Below are 17591 nucleotides of genomic sequence, written 5' to 3'. Positions count from 1 at the left end.
GATGCAATATAGATATTGCAGTGCGATATCACGAAATCGTGAATAGCCCTAATGTGAGGCAATCTGGCGCCTCCCTGACCATCCGGGTCCCAACACCCGCTCAGAGGTTCTCAGTGCTGGACGGCGCCGGGCAGCCCATAGGCCTCCATCTGGGCCTGCACCTGCAAGATGTTATGACCGAGCACGACGATGTCGTGGGTCTTGCCATCGACGTCCCGGACATGATCGCGCAGCAAGGCCTCGGCCTTGAAGCCGAGGCTCTCGAACAGCGTGATCGCTGCCTGCTGGTCGACCGTCATCTGAACCGAGAGCTTCTCGAGGCCGGCGCCGAGCGCGAGTGCGAAGGTCTCCTGCGACAGCGTCCGTCCCACCCCCTTCCCGCGCACGTCGAGCGAAACCACCATCCGGATCTCGCCGACATGGGGCGACCAGGAGTGCGGGTCGCGCACGAGCGTGCCGCAGCCGACGACCGTGCCGCCCCTGACCGCGAGCAGGCTCGTGATCGCGCCGCGCTCGATCTCCTTGACCCATGCGGAGAGCACCTTCGCCTCACTGATGTTGCGCGGCAGGAACAACAGGTCGTGGGTCGGCAGGCCCTTGCCGAACGCGAGCACCGCGGCTTCGTCTGCCGGGGACATCAGGCGTATCTCGATATCGCCGGCGTCCGTCTTCACATGACGCGGATAGGAACGCTGCTCACTCATGTCGATCTCTTCCCCAACCAGGAATCCAGTTTCGGCCACAGCCGCTTCACCGCATTGGCGCCGGCGACGAGCGAGACATGACCGCCTTTCAGCATCACCTCCTCCTTGTCCTCCGATCCGATCTTGGCGATCAGGTGCTTTGCCGCCTCATACGGCACGATGTGGTCGTGCTCCGCCACCGCGTGCAGGAACGGCACCTTGATGTCCTCGAGCTTCGCCGCACGGCCGCCGACCGACATGGTGTCGTTGAACAGCTTGTTGTCCCACATCAGGTCCTTGGTGATGGTGCGGAAATATTCGCCGGCCAGCGGCAGCGTGTCGGTCGCCCAGCGGTCGAACATCCGGTAGGATTTGACGAACTCGTCGTTCCAGATGTTTTCCCAAAGCTGGATCTGGCTGACGGTGCGGGAGGCCGGGCGCAGCATCTCGAACGACGACAGAATCATCTCGGGCGGCACGTTGCCGACGCTGTCGACGAGGCGATCGACGTCGAAATAGCGACGGTCGGAGAAGTTCGAGAACAGTTTCATCTCGCGAAAGTCGATCGGCGTGGTGAAGCAGATCAAATTCTTCATCGGCCCGTCCTTGTGGATCGAGCCGTAGAGCAGCGACAGCACGCCGCCGAAGCAATAGCCGATGACGGAGACGTCCTGTTCGCCGGAATCCTGCTGCACGCGGCGGATGCAGTCCGGGATAAAGTCGAGGACATAGTCCTCCATGCGGAGGCTCTTCTCCTCCGGCCGTGGCGCGCTCCAGTCGAGCATGTAAACGTCGTAGCCGCGCTTCAAGAGGAACTCGATGAAACTCTGGCCGGGCACGAGGTCGAGAATGTAACCGCGATTGGTGGTCGCCATCACGATCAAGATCGGAATTCGATAGATCTCGTCGGACATCGGCCGATAATGGTAGAGGCTCATCGTGCCGCGCGAATGCAACACGTCCTTCGGGGTTGAGCCGAGCGTGGGACCGGACGTCGAGAAATATTCGACGCCCTTGATGCTGCGCTGAATGGCGCGTTGCACCTCGGACTGGATGCGCTCCGGGATCCCTGCGAAATCTAATCCGGCGGGTGCATTCATGTCTGCTCTCCGCCTTCAGATGGCGGCCGCTTGGTGCGCGGCGGGCGCAATGCGGGATCGGGACCCTGAGATGGGCCGGAACTTGCAGCCATCTGGCTCAGCATCGACTTGATCTCACCGATCTGTCCTTCGATGGACTGCAGCCGTTCCGCAAGGCCGGTGACCTGGTCCCGGCTCGGTAGATTCATGGAGACCAGATATTTCTCCATGAGGTCGCCGAGCTGCTTCTGAGCACCTGCAGCAACGCCGCCGGCCCGGTTCACGGCTTGCGAAAACTCGGGCGACGACATCGCCTGATTGGCGAAGGAGTTGAACCCCTTCTCCATCTCGCCAACCATCTTCTGCCACATGGCAATGGGGTCGTTGCTCTTGTCGGTCATCGGCGTCCTCCTGAACTCGAGAGCTTCGATGCCCTTCCTTTTTTTCACCATACCACACCGTTGCGCGGTGCCGGTCAACCGGCAAGCAGCGGGTCCGGTGTCGCGAACGCAGCTTCAATGCGAGGGGAAACCGTGCCATACAGCATTAATCAAAAGCCGAGGGAACGCACCCGTGAACGCCTATCATCCGCCGCAAACCGTCCACGCCAACGGCATCGACATCTGTTACGAGATTTTCGGCAACGACAATGCCGACCCGCTGCTGCTGATCATGGGATTAGGCGCCCAGATGATCCACTGGGACGATGCGTTCTGCGAGCAGCTCGCCGCGCACGGCTTTCGCGTCGTTCGGTTCGATAATCGCGACATCGGCAAGTCGAGCCATCTCACCGGCGGCAAGCGCCTGACGCCGCTCGAGCTGTTGAAGCTCCGCTTCCTCAGGATTCCTGTGGCCGCAACCTACAAGCTGATCGACATGGCGAAAGACACGGTCGGGCTGATGGATGCGCTCGGCATCAAGTCGGCGCATCTGGTCGGGGCGTCCATGGGCGGCATGATTGCGCAGGAAGTGACGTTGTCGTTTCCCGAGCGCGTGCGCTCGCTGACCTCGATCATGTCGACGACCGGCAATCCGCGCGTGCCGCCGCCGACACGTGAGGCCGCCGCGATGCTGATGGCGCCGCCGCCGCGCAGCAAGGAGGAGTTCATCGTCCGCTACGGCCAGACCTGGAACGTGTTGCGGGCCGGGTCCTTTCCGGAAGAAGAGGCGCTCGATCCCGGTCGTGCCGAGCGCGTGTTCGCGCGCGGACTCAATCCGGCCGGCGTCGGCCGGCAGCTCCGCGCGGTGCTCGCCTCAGGCAGCCGCAAGGAGCGGCTGCATGGCGTGAAGATGCCGACGCTGGTCATTCACGGTACCGTCGATCCCCTGGTCCGTCCCGAGGGCGGCAGGGACACGGCAGAGTCAATTCCGGGCGCCAAGCTGTTGATGATCGAAGGCATGGGCCACGCGCTGCCGATGCGGTTCTGGCCGGAAATCATCGGCGCCATCGCCAAGCACGCGCATGGCGCAGCGGCGCAGGCGGCGTAGATTGACCGGCGCAGAAGGTCGCCTCGCAGTGACCATGTGAGCTGCCGGTTACTCTCTTAACGGAAGCCGGCCTGAAAGCCATACAGGCCTCTTCAATCGCCGAGAACCTCAATCGCCAACAAAGAGGCTGCGGCCTCTCGGAGTTCACATGCATCTCATCGTCCGGTCGGCCGCAATCGTCGCTGCTTCAGTCCTCACGCTGTCCCTCGCCAGTGGCGTCGCGATGGCGGGTAGCGCGCAAGAGGAAGCCAATCGCAAAACTGTCCTTGCGTTCTACGAGAAGGGGCTCAACCAAAAGGACGCCGATGCAGCCCTCGCCCATGTCGGCGACCGCTACGTCCAGCACAATCCCAACGCGGCCGACGGTCCGGACGGATTCCGAAAGTTCATCGGCTTCCTCCGCGAGAAATTCCCGAACTCGCACAGCGAGATCAAGCGCAGCTTCGTGGATGGGGACTACGTGATCCTGCACGTTCACGCGGTTCGCGAGCCCGGCAGCAGGGGCAACGCGATCGTCGACATCTTCAAGCTGGAGAACGGCAAGGTCGTCGAACACTGGGATGTCGTTCAACCGATCCCGGAAAATCCGGCGAACAGCAACACGATGTTCTGACGGATTGAACTGATGGCTGCGCAGACAGCCTAACTCTTCCTGGCCAACCAGATCACGTGACGCGCGCCACCGCCTCTTCCGGTGGCGCGAATGTTGACTTCATTGACGTCGAAGCCGGCGCTCCCGAGCCGCTTGGTGAAGGCCGGGTTGGGTCCCGAGGACCAGACCGCGAGCACGCCGCCCGGCCGCAACGCCGTCTTCGCCGCTTTCAACCCGCTCGCATTGTAGAGCGCATCGTTGCCCTTCCGGGTCAGCCCTTCCGGTCCGTTGTCGACGTCGAGGAGGATGGCATCGAATGCCGACCGCCGCGCCCGGATGATTTCGCCAACGTCGGTTTCCCGGATGCTCACCCTGACATCATCGAGACTGTCGCCGAACACCTGCGCCATCGGGCCCCGCGCCCAGGCGACCACCGCCGGCACGAGCTCGGAGACCACAATCTTCGCCTTGCTTCCGAGCACGGTCAGCGCCGCACGCAGCGTAAAACCCATGCCCAGGCCCCCGATAAGGATGACAGGTTTCGCGACCGTCTCGATCTGCTTCGCCGCGAGCGTGGCGAGCGCGGCTTCCGAGCCCGACAGGCGGTTGTTCATCAGCTCGTTGGTGCCGAGCTTGATGGAAAACTCCTTGCCTCGCCGCATCAGGCGAAGCTCTTCATCGGAGCCGGGGATTTTGGCGGTATCGATCTTTTCCCAGGGAATCATGCGACAGCTTTAGCACGTCCGGCCGCCGGCCTACCCACCTGCCCACACGTCCAGCACATACCTGTTCGTGGCGCCCATCTCCTCGATCCAGCGGGCAGCCGTGGCGGCATCGCTGCCGCTCTTCTCGCGATGGATCGCGACCAGCGCCGCCTTCACGTCGGGCTCCATCTTGCTGCCGTCACCACAGACATAGACGATCGCGCCCCGCTCGATCAGCGGCCAGACCTTGTCTTTCTGCGCGGCGAGGACGTGCTGCACATAGGTCTTCGGGCCTTCCGCGCGCGAGAACGCGGTGAACAGCTCGGTGACGCCGCTTGCCGCCAGCGCCTTCAGCTCGTCCGCGTAGAGAAAATCCTGATCGGGATGACGGCAGCCGAAAAACAGCATGGCCGGGCCGAGGGCGGCGCCCTTGGCCTTGCGCGCGGCGCGCTCCTGGAGGAAGCCCCGGAACGGCGCCAGTCCCGTACCCGGGCCGATCATGACGATCGGCACGGATGGATCGTCCGGGAGCCGGAAGCCGGCCTTGGTCTCACGCACGGTTGCATGGATCACGTCGCCCGCGCGTCGATTGGCGAGGTAGTTCGAGCAGATACCCTTGTAGGTGCCGCGGCCCGAGGCGGCCGGTCCTTCAACCACGCCGACAGTGACGCTGCAACGAACCTGGTCCACCGACGGCGAAGACGAGATCGAATAATAACGCGGCGCCAGCAGCGAGAGCATTTCCAGATAGACGTGGAACGGCAATTCGCAGGCCGGATATTCGAGCAGCAGATCGAACACCGATTTCCGCTTGGCCAGAATCTCGCTGCGATAGCGCTCCAGCGGCTGGGGCTCCTCGCCGACGAAGGCCAGCAGCTTCGGCTTGGTTACCGGGCAGCGCGTGTGTTCGGCCATGATCTTGATCTGGTTCCGCGTCGCGACCTGCTGCAGCTCGACGAACTCGCTGAGCAGGCGGCCGACCGACACGGCATCGCCGACCGGCAATTGCGCGCGGCGGCCTTCGGCGACCTGAAGCCTGATCTGGTCGGCCGGCAGGAAGCCGAAGCGACGGGCGACCGAATCCACCAGCGTCGGATCGTTGCGCGGAACCACACTCAGATGGTCGCCTACGCGGTAATTGATGTTGGACGGCAGCTGCACCTCGATGTGGCGGGTCGAACGCTCTGACGGATTGGAACCAGCCTTGTTCTGTAGCTCGTCATTGACGAGCACCTTCATCGCCACCGCGCCGCCCTGGGCAACGATGGTGTTGACGGCGGTCACCGCGACCGGCTCGATCGCGTAGAGCGGATCGTCCTCCGCGGTACGGGTGAAATTCCAGTCGATGCCGAATTCCTTGGTCGCGACCTGGGCGGCCGCCGGGAACCATTTCTGGAACTGGCCGTCGAGATCGCTGCGCGCATCGCCTTCGCCGCGCGGATAGACCGCGCGCGCGCCATGCTTCGACAACTGCTCATCGATGAAACGCGGCACCGACTGGTAGGTCGCGGCCCAGTCGCTGTTGCCGCAGCCGAACACCGCGTAACGCACATTGGCAAACGCATCCTTCGGCAGCTCGTCACCGAGCCATTTGACGAATTGCGTCGCGTTGTCCGGCGGCGCGCCGTTATAGGAGGCGCAGATGATCAGCACGCCGCCCTCCCGCGGCAGCTTGCCGACGTAATCGTCGAGCGGCCCCAGATGCACGGCAAAGCCGTTGATCTCGGCAAGGTCGGCCATGCGCGTCGCGAGCTCCTCGGCGGTGCCGAGATTGGAGCCGTAAAGGACCAGCATCGGCGTGTTGTGGCCGGGACGTGCGGTGGGCTGACGCGGGGCCTTCGGCGCCGACGACACCGCCACAGGTCCGCCATAGGCACCGCGCTCGCGATCGGCGCGCGGACGGACCTTGATCTTGAAGCCTTCTGGCTTCATCGTCAGCGTTTCCTTCAGATGCATCTGGTAGCGCTGGTGGTCGATCAGCTTGAATCGCTGGAGGATCATGCCGAGCGCGAGCGCGGCCTCGTGCATGGCGAAGCCGCGGCCGATGCAGGCGCGCTGGCCGTTGCCGAACGGCTTCCAGGCATTGATCGGCCGTTTGGCTTCCGCCTCCCGGCTGAAATTCTCCGGATCGAACGCGTCCGGGTTCGGACCCCAGACCGAGGGATCGCGATGCAGCGAGGTCACCAGGATGGTGGTGAACGTACCCTTCTTGAGCTTGTACTTGCCGCCGCCGATGGTCTCGTCGTTCAGCGGCGAGATGCCATAGGCCGGCGCCGGCGGCCATAGCCGCAGCGCTTCCTTGAGAATCTGCGTGATGTAGGTGAGCTGCGTGACCTGCTGATAGGTCGGACGCACGTCGACATTGGGACCGAGGACGCGATCGACCTCGTCATAGGCCTTCTTGAGAATGTCGGGGTGTTTCAGCAGCGCATACAGCGTGCAGGACAACAGGCCGCTGGTGGTCTCGTGGCCTGCGATCAGGAACGTGTTGATCTGATAGCGAATGTTGACGTCGTCGAGCTGCTCGCCGGTCGAGCGATCGACCCCGGTCATCATCGCCGCAAGCATATCCTTCTTGTCGTCGGTGGCATCGCCTCCCTTGCGGCGCTCCGCAATGATCTCGTCGACCATCCTATTCATGAAGTCGACGTCTTCGGCCATGGTCTTGCGCCGCTTCTGCATCCAGAGCTGCTCCAACGGCAGGCCGCGCGTCATCATGATGGTTTCGAGCGAGCGCACCAGCGACTCGACGAAGGGATGGTAGTCGCGCCGGTAGAACGAATTGAAGCGGTAGTCGAAGCCGCACAGCCCGATCGTATCCAGCGTCAGCGCCGTCATGTCGTGGACGACGTCGATCTCGTCGTCAGCGTTGAGCCGTTCCCATTTGCCCACGAGCTGCTCGGCGATATCGACCATGCTCGGATGATAGGATTGCATGGCGCGGTTGCCGAAGGGCTGGAGCAGGATGTTGTGCGCCTTGTTCCAGTTCGGCTCCCTGGTGTCGGCCGTGAACAGGCCGTCGCCGCCGACCGCGCGCACCCGTCGCAATGCACCGCGCACCGTCTTGTCGAAACGCTTCTCGTCCGACAGCTCGTCGACGAGATCGTGGCCGGAGACGACCACGATCGGCGAGCCCATCATGTCGAGCCAGAAGATCGGCCCCAGCTCCTTGGCAAGCCGGGTCAGATGCTGCACCGGCGCGGCCGAATCCAGCGACAGCATGTTGCCGACCACCGGCTTGGTCGGGGGCTGCGGGATCGGATCCAGACGGTTCTTCGATGACATTAAAAGTGCTTCCCCTGCCTCGGTATTCAACGTCGTCGTTGCGAGCTAGCCAAACCGCCTTCTACGCCATTCGATCAGTTTCGCGCTGACCTCATCCGGCTTCTCTTGTTGCGTCCAATGGCCGCTGTCCTTCACCAGATATTTCTCCAGGTCAGATACCAGCGTCTCCATGCCGTCGGCCGCCGACGGCGGCAGCACGGCATCGTTCTCCGCCATGATCATCAATGACGGCACGTGCACGTGATGGTCCAAACCTTTGGCGCGCTCCCAATTGCGGGTGAAGTTGCGATACCAGTTGATGCCACCGGTGAAGCCGGTTTTCGTGAACGTATCGACGAACACCTTCTTCTCGTCGGCCGACAGGATCGGCGTACGCGGATCGTGCTTTGCATCGTAGGCTGCGATCATCTGCGGGAATGCCAGATTGGTCTTCGACGAGGCGCCGACACCCGCGATCGGCGGCCCCTCCGGTTTCTCTGCCGGCCGCGCCAGCGGCTTGCGCATGAACGCGTCGAACGTCTGCTCGACGCGGCTGCCGAAGATCCTGTCCGGCTCACGCGCGGGATCCTGAAACTGGACGATGTACATCTGATCGCCGAAGCGCTGGCGGAACAGCGCGATCGGATCGATCGGCGCGCGGTCCCAATGCGGCGTGTTGACGCCGACCACACCGGCGACGCGCGAAGGATGCCGCAGCGGCATCTGCCAGACGACGAATCCGCCCCAGTCGTGGCCGACAAAGATCGCCTTGTCGATCCCGAGATGATCGAGCAGCCCGACCAGATCGCCGGTCAAATGCTCCATGTCATAATCCTCGACCGGCTCTGGCCGGTCGGTCGCGCCGTAGCCGCGCTGGTCCGGCGCGATCACGCGGATGCCGGCCTCGCTCAGCGCCTTGATCTGGTGGCGCCAGGAAAATGCGAGTTCGGGCCAGCCATGGCACAGCACCATCGGCGGCTTGTCTGTGACCGGGCCCGCGTCGTAATAGCCCATGCGGATTCCGTTCGTCTGCACGAACCGGAGCGGTGGCATTTCAATCATCGGGACATTCCTACTCAGCGGCGCCCTTGATGTCCGCAGCGGGCAAAGCATAGGCCGCCTCCAGCGCGGCGAACTCTTCCGGCAGCATGTCGCACATCACCTGCACGTGCGGAATGATGTTGGCGCCGACGATGAAGCCGAAATCGAGCTGGTCGCGATAGCTCTGCACGGTGATGTTGAGCGCCTGTCCGTGTGTCGAGATCGACACCGGGAAGATGTGCAGCAGCTCCGCGCCCGCGGCGTAAAGCGTCTGCCGCGGCCCGGGTACGTTGGACACCGTGATGTTCGCAGCCGGCGGCAACACGTCCGACAAATCGGAGCGACTGTAGAGCAGCGCCATGATCTGCACGACGATCGGCGCGCCCAGCATCGAGATATTGGATATCTGCGGCATCAGTGCCCGCAGCGGATGCGACATCTCCTTGGACTTGGTCGATTGCGCGATAATGGCTTGCAGCCGCTCCTTGGGATCGTCGATGTTGGTTGCGATCGAGCAGATCATGCCGAACACCTGGTTGTTGGCCTCGGTGTTGCCCTCTTCGCGTAGCGAGATCGGCACCGCGGCCGTCAACGATTTTGCCGGCAGCGTGGCATATTGCTGGAGGTAGCGCCGGACCACACCGGAGGCGAGCGCCAGCACGACGTCGTTGAGCTTGCCGCCGGCCTGCTTGGCCAGCGCCTTGGATCGCGACAGCGAGATCGAGACGCCGGCGAAACTGCGCTCGGACGAGATCGACTTGTTGAGCATGGTCGGCGGGGACACCATGCTGGCGAGGCTCTCGCGCGATTTTGGATCGGATATCTTGCCGAGCACGTCCGAGACGCTCTTGACCATGGTCGGGATGTTGCCGGCAAAGCGCACCGCACTCTCGATCTGGTACATCGCATTGTCGAACAGGATCGAACCGATGTCGCTCTTGCCCGTGCGCGGCAGCTGCAGGTTCTTCGCGGCCGCCGATGCATCGAGCGGCTGGGTGAAGAGCTGCTGGTAGGAATCGACCAGGTTCGCTGCGATGTCGCGCGGCTCCTGCCCGGGCTTCGCTCCCGCGGTCGGCGGATCGACCTTCCGCGGGATCGGCGAGATATCGTAGATCATGTTGGTCAGCGCCGCGCCGGCGCCGCCGTCGATGGCGGCATGATGCATCTTCGAATAAAGCCCGACCTCATTGTCCTTCATGCCCTCGAACACGTAGAACTCCCAGAGCGGGCGGGCGCGATTCAAGAGCTTGGCGTGCATCCAGCCCACGATGCGTTCGAGCGTGGCGCGGTCGCGCGGCTGCGGCAGGCTGGCGCGGAAGATGTGACGGTCGATGTCGAACTGATCGTCCTCGACCCAGGAGGGATGATCGATATCGAGCGGCGCCTTCTCCAGTCGCGCCTTGAGGATCGGCGCGATGTGCAGGCGCGAGACGATCATCGCCTTGAAGTCTTCGAAGAAGTCGCCCTTGTAGTCGTCCGGCAGGCGGAAGATCGCCATGCTCCCGACATGCATCGGCATTTCAGGCGTTTCCAGATAGAGAAACGACGCATCCAGCGACGACAGTTTCTTACCGTCAGCCATAGTTCCCTCCCGAGTATTTGACGGGCGCCTTAGGCGGCGCTTCTCGTCAGGCCGATACTGCCTGTTCCGGCGGGGCATATGCAATGGCAAACGGCCCCGCCCTGTCAAATGGCCAGAACTCCCCCTCCGGTTGCGCAAGGCGGTCCGCCACGGCCCATAGCGCTGCGGGATTCACCCCAAGCCCGATATGGCTCGCCAGGTGCACCTCGATGTTCTCGGCGCGGTCGGAGGGACGCAGCAGGCAGGTCCGCCAGTTCACGATGCCGTCGGCGCGCGAATAGATCGACGTCGCCGGTACCGGAAGATCGCCGGCGATCGCCTCACGCAGCTCGACGAAATCCTCGACACGCTCGCCGGACATCATCTCGTAGAGCCGCGTCGCATTGGTCGCTCTTATGTCATTGGCAAAAGGGCTGCCGAGCGTGATGACATTGCGGACCAAGTCGGGCGCCTGCAGCGCGAGATCGCGTGCATAGACACCGCCGAGGCTCCAGCCCACCAGGCTGACCTTGCGTCCGCTCGCAGCATGGATTTCGGCGAGACGGGCGCGCAATGAATCCCGCATCCGTCCGAACCCGCCGAAATTGCGGCCCATCCGCCAGGCATGTGCCTCATAGCCGAGCTCGCTGAGATAGCGTCGCATCGGCGCCATCGAAAGGTCGCTGGCGAGGAAGCCAGGCAGCGCCAGCACCGGATGGCCGTCGCCTTTGGGCGCCCGCATCAGGACCGGCGACAGTAGCAGGCTGGCGTTGAGTTCGAGCAACCCACGGGCTTCGGCGAGCAGCAAAGCAAGGCCGGGCGGACGAAGCCGGCCTGGGGTCTGCGGCCCGTCCGGACCCGGCGGCATTATTTCTTCTTGTCGCCGCTGCGCGTGCCGCCGAGGCCGGCCATGGTGACGAACATGTCCTGAAACCGTTCGGCCAGCTTGGGATCGAAGGTGAACCAGCTCTGGATCAGCGACTCCGGCGAGACCTTGTCGATGTTGCTCAAGACCTGCTGCTGCAGCTTGTCCATCACCGCCGTCTGCATCGGTGCCAGATCGGGCAATCCGATGAACTGACGGGCTTCGAGGGGGGTGCAGTCGATTTCGATATTAACCTTCATGTCCCCTCCAGATGAGATTCGAGCGCCCGGCCGCAGTATCGCCGCGAGACGGTGTGCAACGCAAGCGACCTGAGGCCGGTCGCGGCGCTTCGGCTTCCGCGATCGGCGCATATGGTCAATCAAAATCGGCCGCGTCCGCGCCCATCCACCCGTCAATGCCGGTCAGCATTGCTGCACAGCGGTGCAACTTGGCGCGTTCCTTGCTGGAATGGCGCTTGCACGGGTCGAGAACTCTGGGCAACATGGATTGGGACGCCCCGCCGAACAATCAAAAATCACGGCGCGGCAGAGTTGAGAGGATCAAGAATGTCAGTCGGTCGAACTCTGATTGCGGCGACGCTCGCCGGTATGCTTGCGTTGACGATGTCGCCCGCGTCGAGCCAGACGTTGCGCTATGCCAACCAGGGTGACCTGAAGTCGCTTGATCCCTACTCCCTGAACGAGTCCACCACCCACGCCCATCTCGGTCACGTCTATCAGGGCCTCACCGCACGCGACAAGGACCTCAAGATCATCCCGGCGCTGGCTGAGAGCTGGGAGACTCCGGAGCCGACCCGCTGGCGCTTCCATTTGCGCAAGGGCGTCAAATTCCACAACGGCGACCCCTTCACCGCCGACGACGTGCTGTTCTCCGCCGACCGTGTTCGCAACAAGAACTCGAACATGCAGACCCGCCTGGCGCCCAACGTCAAGGTCGTCAAGGTCGACGACTACACGGTCGATTTCGTCCTGCCCTCGCCCAATCCCATCCTGCATTCGGCATGGGACGTCTGGTACATCATGGACAAGAAGTGGGCTGAGGAGAACAAGGCCGTCGAGCCGACGCCGGTGTCCGCGACCTCGCCGAGCTACGCCTCGCTGCACGAAAACGGTACCGGTCCCTTCATCATCGAGAGCCATCAGCCCGGCGTGAAGACCGTGTTCAAGGCCAACCCCGATTACTGGGGCAAGATGGAAGGCAACCTGAAGGAGATCATCTTCACCCCGATCGCCTCCGACGCCACCCGTGTCGCTGCGCTGCTTTCGGGCGAGGTCGACGTCATCGAGCCGGTGCCGATCCAGGACATCTCCCGCGTTGATGCAAGCCCGAATGCCCAGGTGCTGAAGGCTCCGGAGCTCCGCACCATCTTCATCGGATTCGATCAGACGCGTGACGAGCTGCTCTACTCCAACATCAAGGGCAAGAACCCGTTCAAGGACGCCAAGGTCCGCGAAGCCTTCTACAAAGCGATCGACATCGAGCTGATCAAGACGCGGGTGATGCGCGGGCTGTCGACGCCCTCGGCGCTGATGATCGCTCCGGAATTGTTCGTGCTGTCGAAGGAGTTCACCCGGCCGAAGTTCGATCCAGATGGTGCCAAGAAGCTCCTGGCCGAGGCCGGGTACCCCGAAGGCTTCGAGGTCACCATGGATTGCCCGAACGACCGTTACGTCAACGACGCCGCGATCTGCCAGGCCGTCGTGGGCATGCTTGCCCGCATCGGCGTCAAGATCAATCTGCTGGCGCAGCCCAAGGCGCAATACTTCGCCAAGGTGTTGAAGCAGGGCGGCTATCAGACCTCGTTCTACATGCTGGGCTGGACGCCGAGCACGATGGACTCCCATAACGTGCTCTACGACATCATGGGCTGTCGCGACGATGCGAAATCATCGCGCGGCGAGGCCAATCTCGGCGGCTATTGCAACAAGGAATTCGACGCCATCACCGACAAGGTGCTGGTCGAAACCGACACCGCCAAACGCAATCAGCTGATCAAGCAGGCGTATGAGATCAGCATCAAGGACTGGGCCTATATTCCGCTGCATCAGCAGGCGCTGGCCTGGGGCGTATCGAAGAAGGTCAACCTGCCGCAGCGCGCCGACAATCTGGTCATGTTTCACTGGGCGACCAAGAAGGAATAGCGTCAGTTGAACACGAGGTCCCGGCAGCGTCAGGCTACCGGGACCTTGTCCTTTTCCGGCTGACAAAGACGTCGGCCAGACGCACACTCAAGGAAAGTGGAAGGCATGCTCGCTTTCACTCTTCGCCGGGCCGTTCAGGCCATCGGCGTCATGTTCGCCGTCGGCATCATCGCGTTCTCGATGTTCCGCTTCGCCGGCGACCCCATCAACCAGATCGTCTCGCTCGATACGCCGGCGGCCGAACGCGCCGCCGTGCGCAAGTCACTAGGTCTCGATGACCCTGTGCCGGTGCAGTTCGTGCGCTATTTCGCCGATGCCGCGCAATTCAAGTTCGGCGTCTCCTATCAATTCCGCCAGCCGGTCTCGACGCTGTTGATGGAGCGTATGCCCGCAACGCTGGAACTTGCGATCTGCGCGACCGTATTTGCAATGGTCTCCGGCATCCTGATGGGCGTCTATTCGGCGCTCAGGCGCGACACCTTGCTCGCCAAATTATTCCAGGCGGTTTCGCTGATCGGCATCTCGCTGCCAACTTTCCTGATCGGCATCCTTCTGATCTATCTGTTTGCGGTGACGTTGGGCTGGTTGCCCTCGTTCGGCCGCGGGGAAGTCGTCAAGCTCGGCTGGTGGACCACGGGCCTGCTCACATTGTCGGGCCTGAAGGCGCTGATCATGCCCTCGATCACGCTCGGCCTGTTCCAGATGACCCTGATCATGCGGCTGGTACGCGCGGAGATGCTGGAAGTGCTTCGGACCGACTATATCCGCTTTGCCCGCGCCCGCGGGCTGACAACCCGGGCCATTCATTTCGGCCACGCGCTAAAGAACACGCTGATTCCCGTGATCACGGTGGCCGGACTGCAGTTTGGCTCGGTTATTGCATTTTCGATCATCACCGAAACAGTGTTCCAGTGGCCCGGCATGGGACTTCTGTTCGTGCAGGCCGTGCAAAACGTCGATATCCCGATTATGGCCGCCTACCTGCTGATGGTCTCGCTGATTTTCGTCACCATCAATCTGGTGGTCGACATCCTCTACACCGTCGTCGATCCGCGCCTGCGCGCGACCGTCGGCCGCGCCACATAAGGCAGCCTGTATGTCCGAAGTGGTCGCCTCCAATCCCGACAAGCCGAGCACGCTGCCGACGCATGCCGCCCGTAGCTGGTTCAGCCGCGCACTCGACAGCGACGTCTTCTATTCGTTTCGCCGGTCCAAGCTGACCATGGTGGCGGCAACCATTACCGTGCTGTTCTTCCTGCTCGCGATCTTTGCCTCCGCGCTCGCGGTGCAGGACCCTTTCGATCCGGCACAGCTCCAATTGATGAATTCCAGGATCTCACCGCTCTGGACCGCCGAGGGGCAGAGCCCGTTCCTGCTCGGCACCGACGAGCAGGGCCGCGACGTGTTCTCCGCCATTCTCTACGGGCTGCGCATCTCGCTCGCTGTCGGCGTGGCCGGCGTGATCTTCGCGGGCGCGCTCGGCATCGCGCTTGGCCTGGTCGCCGGGTATTTCGGCGGCGCGGTGGACGGCGTGATCATGCGGATTGCAGACGTGCAACTCACTTTCCCCGCCATTCTGATCGCGCTGCTGGTCAACGGCATCGCGAAATCGATCCTCGGCAACCGGCTGGATGCAACCAGCATGCTGATCGTGCTGGTGATCTCGATCGGCCTGAGTTTCTGGGTTGGCTATGCACGGACGGTACGCGGCTCCGTGATGGTCGAGAAGAACAAGGATTACGTAGCTGCCGCGCAATTGATCGGCCTTCCCGCGCCAAAGATCATGTTCCGCCATGTGCTGCCAAACACAATGGGTCCGATCCTGGTCATCGCCACGATCAACCTCGCGCTCGCCATCATCACCGAGGCGACGCTGTCCTTCCTTGGCGTCGGCCTGCCCGACACAATGCCCTCGCTCGGCACATTGATCCGCATCGGCAACAACTACCTGTTCGCGGGCGAATGGTGGATTGTGGCCTTTCCCGGTATCGCGCTCGCCGCCTTGATCCTGTCGATCAACCTGCTCGGCGACTGGCTGCGCGACGCGCTCAACCCGAAGCTCCGATGACAAAATTTCGATGAGCAAAACTTGCATAAGCAAAATTCGGATGAGAGCGTCTCGCTCATGATCGACCCCATCCTCTCCGTGCGTAATCTTCAGGTCGAGTTCGCCTCCCGCCGCGGCACGCTACGCGCCATCGATGGCGTCTCCTTCGACATCGCCAAGGGCGAGGTACTCGGCGTGGTCGGCGAATCCGGCGCCGGCAAGTCCGTCACGGGCTTGGCTGTGATCGGCCTGATCGATCCGCCCGGCCGCATCGCCGGCGGCGAGATTCGTCTTGCGGGCCTGCGCATCGACAACTTGCCGGCGGAGGAGCTGCGCCGTATTCGGGGAAAACGGATCGGCATGATCTTCCAGGATCCCCTGACATCGCTCAATCCGCTCTATCGCGTCGGCGATCAGCTGATCGAGACGATCAGAACCCATCTGAACCTCTCCGAGACCGCCGCGCGCCGCCGGGCGATCGACCTGCTCGCCGAAGTCGGAATCCCCGCGCCCGAAAAGCGCATTGACGGCTATCCCCACGAATTCTCCGGTGGCATGCGCCAGCGCGTGGTGATTGCGCTCGCGATCTGCGCCGAGCCGGAGCTGATCATCGCGGACGAGCCGACCACCGCGCTCGACGTCTCCGTACAGGCGCAAATTATTTCGCTCATCAAGCGGCTAGGACGCGACCACGGCACCGCCGTGATGCTGGTAACCCACGACATGGGCGTCATCGCGGAGGCGTCCGACCGCGTCGCGGTGATGTATGCCGGCCGCGTCGCCGAGATCGGTCCGGTGCAGGACGTGGTCAGGAACCCGCTGCACCCTTATGCCAAGGGCCTGATGGGCGCGATCCCGACCCTTGCAGGCGACGACAAGCGTCTGGTGCAGATCCCCGGCTCCATGCCGCGCCTGTCGGCGATCCCGCGCGGCTGCTCGTTCAATCCGCGCTGCGCGTTCGCATTCGACCGGTGTCGCGTGGAGCGGCCGGAGCCGCTGCCGCGCGGCACGCAATCCGTCGCCTGCCACCTCTATGACAGCGTGCCGGCGGAGAGCGCGGCATGAGCACTTCCTTCGTCCAGGCCACAAATCTGCGGCGCGTGTTCGACGTCTCGAAACCCTGGCTCAACCGCGTGCTCGAGGGCGGCCATCTCGAATACCTCAAAGCCGTCGACGGCGTCACCTTCGACATCAGGAAGGGTGAGACCTTCGCGCTGGTCGGCGAGTCCGGCTCGGGCAAGACCACGGTCGCACGGATGGTCGTGGGCCTGCTGCCGCCGAGCTCCGGCGACGTCCTGATCGACGGCGTCTCGATGACCGACCCGAGGCAGGCCCAGGCGCGGCGGAAACTGCGCCGCCACATCCAGATGATCTTTCAGGATCCCTATGCGAGCCTGAACCCACGCTTCCGGGTCGACGCCATCATCTCCGAGCCGATCCGCGCTTTCGACCTGATCGAGGGCGAGCGCGACATCCAGGCCCGCGTCGGAGAGCTGCTCACCCTCGTCGGCCTGCATCCCGACGACAGGTTGAAATTTCCGCACGAATTCTCGGGCGGCCAGCGTCAGCGAATCGCGATCGCTCGCGCGCTCGCCTCCGACGCGGAGTTCATTGTCTGCGACGAGCCGACCTCCGCGCTCGACGTCTCCGTGCAAGCGCAGATCCTGAACCTGATGCGCGACCTCCAGGACAAGTTCGGTCTGACCTACATGTTCATCAGCCACAACCTCGCCGTGGTCCGCCACATGGCGAGCCGCGTCGGCGTGATGTATCTCGGCCGCATTGTCGAGATCGCGGAAGGACGTGAGCTGTTTGCTCGTCCTCGCATGCCCTACACCAAGATGCTGCTCGGCGCCGTGCCCGATCTTGCCATGAGCGGCCGCCAGCGCATTCCCGTGAAGGGCGAGATCCCGAACCCGATCAATCCGCCGCCTGGGTGCGCCTTCAATCCGCGCTGCCCGCTGGCGTTCGACCTCTGCCGCAAGGAAGCACCTGAATTGATCGACGGCGTCGCCTGCCATGCGGTCAACACCGCGCCGGTACCGGCGTGACGCGCGCGTGCCATGCAGCCTGCGCATTTGGCGGCGGCCTGGCCCTGTGATCAA

Annotated in this window: 16 protein-coding genes; 7 read left to right on the top strand and 9 right to left on the bottom strand. The window is 63.1% G+C overall.

What is annotated here, in order from left to right; all coding sequences use genetic code 11:
* Positions 1-110: 110 nt before the first annotated feature.
* From AC0L3S_RS14410 to AC0L3S_RS14400, 3 genes are read right to left on the bottom strand one after another with little or no spacing between them, the layout of a single operon-like run.
* The gene (locus AC0L3S_RS14410; protein ID WP_473279509.1) at positions 111-704 is read right to left on the bottom strand and encodes a GNAT family N-acetyltransferase; all 594 of its coding nucleotides are present in this window, start codon (positions 702-704) and stop codon (positions 111-113) included.
* Positions 701-1783: a PHA/PHB synthase family protein gene (locus tag AC0L3S_RS14405; protein WP_026233284.1), complete on the bottom strand. Its 1083-nt coding sequence runs from the start codon at positions 1781-1783 to the stop codon at positions 701-703. The genes AC0L3S_RS14410 and AC0L3S_RS14405 overlap by 4 nt, the downstream gene beginning before the upstream one ends.
* Positions 1780-2163, bottom strand: coding sequence for a hypothetical protein (locus AC0L3S_RS14400; RefSeq protein WP_473279508.1), 384 nt, complete (start codon positions 2161-2163; stop codon positions 1780-1782). The genes AC0L3S_RS14405 and AC0L3S_RS14400 overlap by 4 nt, the downstream gene beginning before the upstream one ends.
* Before the next feature lie 172 nt (positions 2164-2335).
* Here AC0L3S_RS14400 and AC0L3S_RS14395 point away from each other — a divergent pair, with 172 nt between their 5' ends.
* Together AC0L3S_RS14395 and AC0L3S_RS14390 are read left to right on the top strand one after the other, a co-directional pair.
* Positions 2336-3250 carry an alpha/beta fold hydrolase gene (locus AC0L3S_RS14395; RefSeq protein ID WP_473279507.1) on the top strand — a complete coding sequence of 305 codons (915 nt, stop codon included), beginning with the start codon at positions 2336-2338 and terminating at the stop codon, positions 3248-3250.
* 148 nt (positions 3251-3398) lie between these two features.
* Entirely contained in the window at positions 3399-3863 is a 465-nt protein-coding gene (locus AC0L3S_RS14390) for a nuclear transport factor 2 family protein (RefSeq protein WP_473279506.1), read from the top strand.
* Positions 3864-3892: 29 nt separating this feature from the next.
* On the opposite strand, the gene AC0L3S_RS14385 is transcribed toward AC0L3S_RS14390, so the two are convergent.
* From AC0L3S_RS14385 to AC0L3S_RS14360, 6 genes are read right to left on the bottom strand one after another with little or no spacing between them, the layout of a single operon-like run.
* A complete protein-coding gene (locus AC0L3S_RS14385; RefSeq protein WP_473279505.1) occupies positions 3893-4567 on the bottom strand; it encodes a spermine/spermidine synthase domain-containing protein in 675 nt (224 codons plus the stop codon).
* A 30-nt stretch (positions 4568-4597) separates the two neighbouring features.
* Positions 4598-7831, bottom strand: coding sequence for a bifunctional cytochrome P450/NADPH--P450 reductase (locus AC0L3S_RS14380; protein WP_473279504.1), 3234 nt, complete (start codon positions 7829-7831; stop codon positions 4598-4600).
* Between the two features lie 45 nt (positions 7832-7876).
* Positions 7877-8872, bottom strand: a complete 996-nt coding sequence (locus AC0L3S_RS14375; protein WP_473264129.1) for an alpha/beta fold hydrolase — start codon at positions 8870-8872, stop codon at positions 7877-7879.
* 10 nt (positions 8873-8882) lie between these two features.
* Positions 8883-10433 carry a WS/DGAT/MGAT family O-acyltransferase gene (locus AC0L3S_RS14370; RefSeq protein ID WP_473264130.1) on the bottom strand — a complete coding sequence of 517 codons (1551 nt, stop codon included), beginning with the start codon at positions 10431-10433 and terminating at the stop codon, positions 8883-8885.
* Positions 10434-10479: 46 nt separating this feature from the next.
* A complete protein-coding gene (locus AC0L3S_RS14365) occupies positions 10480-11280 on the bottom strand; it encodes an esterase/lipase family protein (RefSeq protein WP_473279503.1) in 801 nt (266 codons plus the stop codon).
* Entirely contained in the window at positions 11280-11537 is a 258-nt protein-coding gene (locus AC0L3S_RS14360) for a DUF6489 family protein (RefSeq protein WP_007593837.1), read from the bottom strand. The genes AC0L3S_RS14365 and AC0L3S_RS14360 overlap by 1 nt, the downstream gene beginning before the upstream one ends.
* Positions 11538-11843: 306 nt before the next feature.
* Between AC0L3S_RS14360 and AC0L3S_RS14355 the strand changes: the two genes are divergently transcribed.
* The 5 genes from AC0L3S_RS14355 (at position 11844) to AC0L3S_RS14335 (ending at position 17537) form a co-directional block, all read left to right on the top strand.
* Complete coding sequence (locus AC0L3S_RS14355) at positions 11844-13439, top strand: ABC transporter substrate-binding protein (RefSeq protein WP_473279502.1); 1596 nt, start codon at positions 11844-11846, stop codon at positions 13437-13439.
* Between the two features lie 105 nt (positions 13440-13544).
* Entirely contained in the window at positions 13545-14525 is a 981-nt protein-coding gene (locus AC0L3S_RS14350) for an ABC transporter permease (RefSeq protein WP_007607877.1), read from the top strand.
* Between the two features lie 10 nt (positions 14526-14535).
* A complete protein-coding gene (locus AC0L3S_RS14345; RefSeq protein ID WP_473279501.1) occupies positions 14536-15507 on the top strand; it encodes an ABC transporter permease in 972 nt (323 codons plus the stop codon).
* A 57-nt stretch (positions 15508-15564) separates the two neighbouring features.
* Positions 15565-16551 (top strand): ABC transporter ATP-binding protein, encoded by a 987-nt coding sequence (locus AC0L3S_RS14340; protein WP_473264134.1) that lies wholly within the window; start codon positions 15565-15567, stop codon positions 16549-16551.
* Positions 16548-17537, top strand: coding sequence for an ABC transporter ATP-binding protein (locus tag AC0L3S_RS14335; protein WP_473279500.1), 990 nt, complete (start codon positions 16548-16550; stop codon positions 17535-17537). Before AC0L3S_RS14340 ends, AC0L3S_RS14335 begins: the two co-directional genes overlap by 4 nt.
* Positions 17538-17591: the final 54 nt, after the last annotated feature.

This window comes from Bradyrhizobium sp. Ken01, from assembly GCF_055807355.1.
This window is presented reverse-complemented; position numbering and strand designations above follow the sequence as displayed.

Excerpts from the sequence above, each read along its gene's own strand:
- AC0L3S_RS14365 (WP_473279503.1), bottom strand. The coding sequence starts at position 11,280 with ATGCCGCCGGGTCCGGACGGGCCGCAGACCCCAGGCCGGCTTCGTCCG.
- AC0L3S_RS14385 (WP_473279505.1), bottom strand. The coding sequence starts at position 4,567 with ATGATTCCCTGGGAAAAGATCGATACCGCCAAAATCCCCGGCTCCGAT.
- AC0L3S_RS14350 (WP_007607877.1), top strand. The coding sequence starts at position 13,545 with ATGCTCGCTTTCACTCTTCGCCGGGCCGTTCAGGCCATCGGCGTCATG.
- AC0L3S_RS14340 (WP_473264134.1), top strand. The coding sequence starts at position 15,565 with ATGATCGACCCCATCCTCTCCGTGCGTAATCTTCAGGTCGAGTTCGCC.
- AC0L3S_RS14400 (WP_473279508.1), bottom strand. The coding sequence starts at position 2,163 with ATGACCGACAAGAGCAACGACCCCATTGCCATGTGGCAGAAGATGGTT.
- AC0L3S_RS14405 (WP_026233284.1), bottom strand. The coding sequence starts at position 1,783 with ATGAATGCACCCGCCGGATTAGATTTCGCAGGGATCCCGGAGCGCATC.
- AC0L3S_RS14390 (WP_473279506.1), top strand. The coding sequence starts at position 3,399 with ATGCATCTCATCGTCCGGTCGGCCGCAATCGTCGCTGCTTCAGTCCTC.
- AC0L3S_RS14410 (WP_473279509.1), bottom strand. The coding sequence starts at position 704 with ATGAGTGAGCAGCGTTCCTATCCGCGTCATGTGAAGACGGACGCCGGC.
- AC0L3S_RS14335 (WP_473279500.1), top strand. The coding sequence starts at position 16,548 with ATGAGCACTTCCTTCGTCCAGGCCACAAATCTGCGGCGCGTGTTCGAC.
- AC0L3S_RS14375 (WP_473264129.1), bottom strand. The coding sequence starts at position 8,872 with ATGATTGAAATGCCACCGCTCCGGTTCGTGCAGACGAACGGAATCCGC.
- AC0L3S_RS14360 (WP_007593837.1), bottom strand. The coding sequence starts at position 11,537 with ATGAAGGTTAATATCGAAATCGACTGCACCCCCCTCGAAGCCCGTCAG.
- AC0L3S_RS14370 (WP_473264130.1), bottom strand. The coding sequence starts at position 10,433 with ATGGCTGACGGTAAGAAACTGTCGTCGCTGGATGCGTCGTTTCTCTAT.
- AC0L3S_RS14380 (WP_473279504.1), bottom strand. The coding sequence starts at position 7,831 with ATGTCATCGAAGAACCGTCTGGATCCGATCCCGCAGCCCCCGACCAAG.
- AC0L3S_RS14345 (WP_473279501.1), top strand. The coding sequence starts at position 14,536 with ATGTCCGAAGTGGTCGCCTCCAATCCCGACAAGCCGAGCACGCTGCCG.
- AC0L3S_RS14355 (WP_473279502.1), top strand. The coding sequence starts at position 11,844 with ATGTCAGTCGGTCGAACTCTGATTGCGGCGACGCTCGCCGGTATGCTT.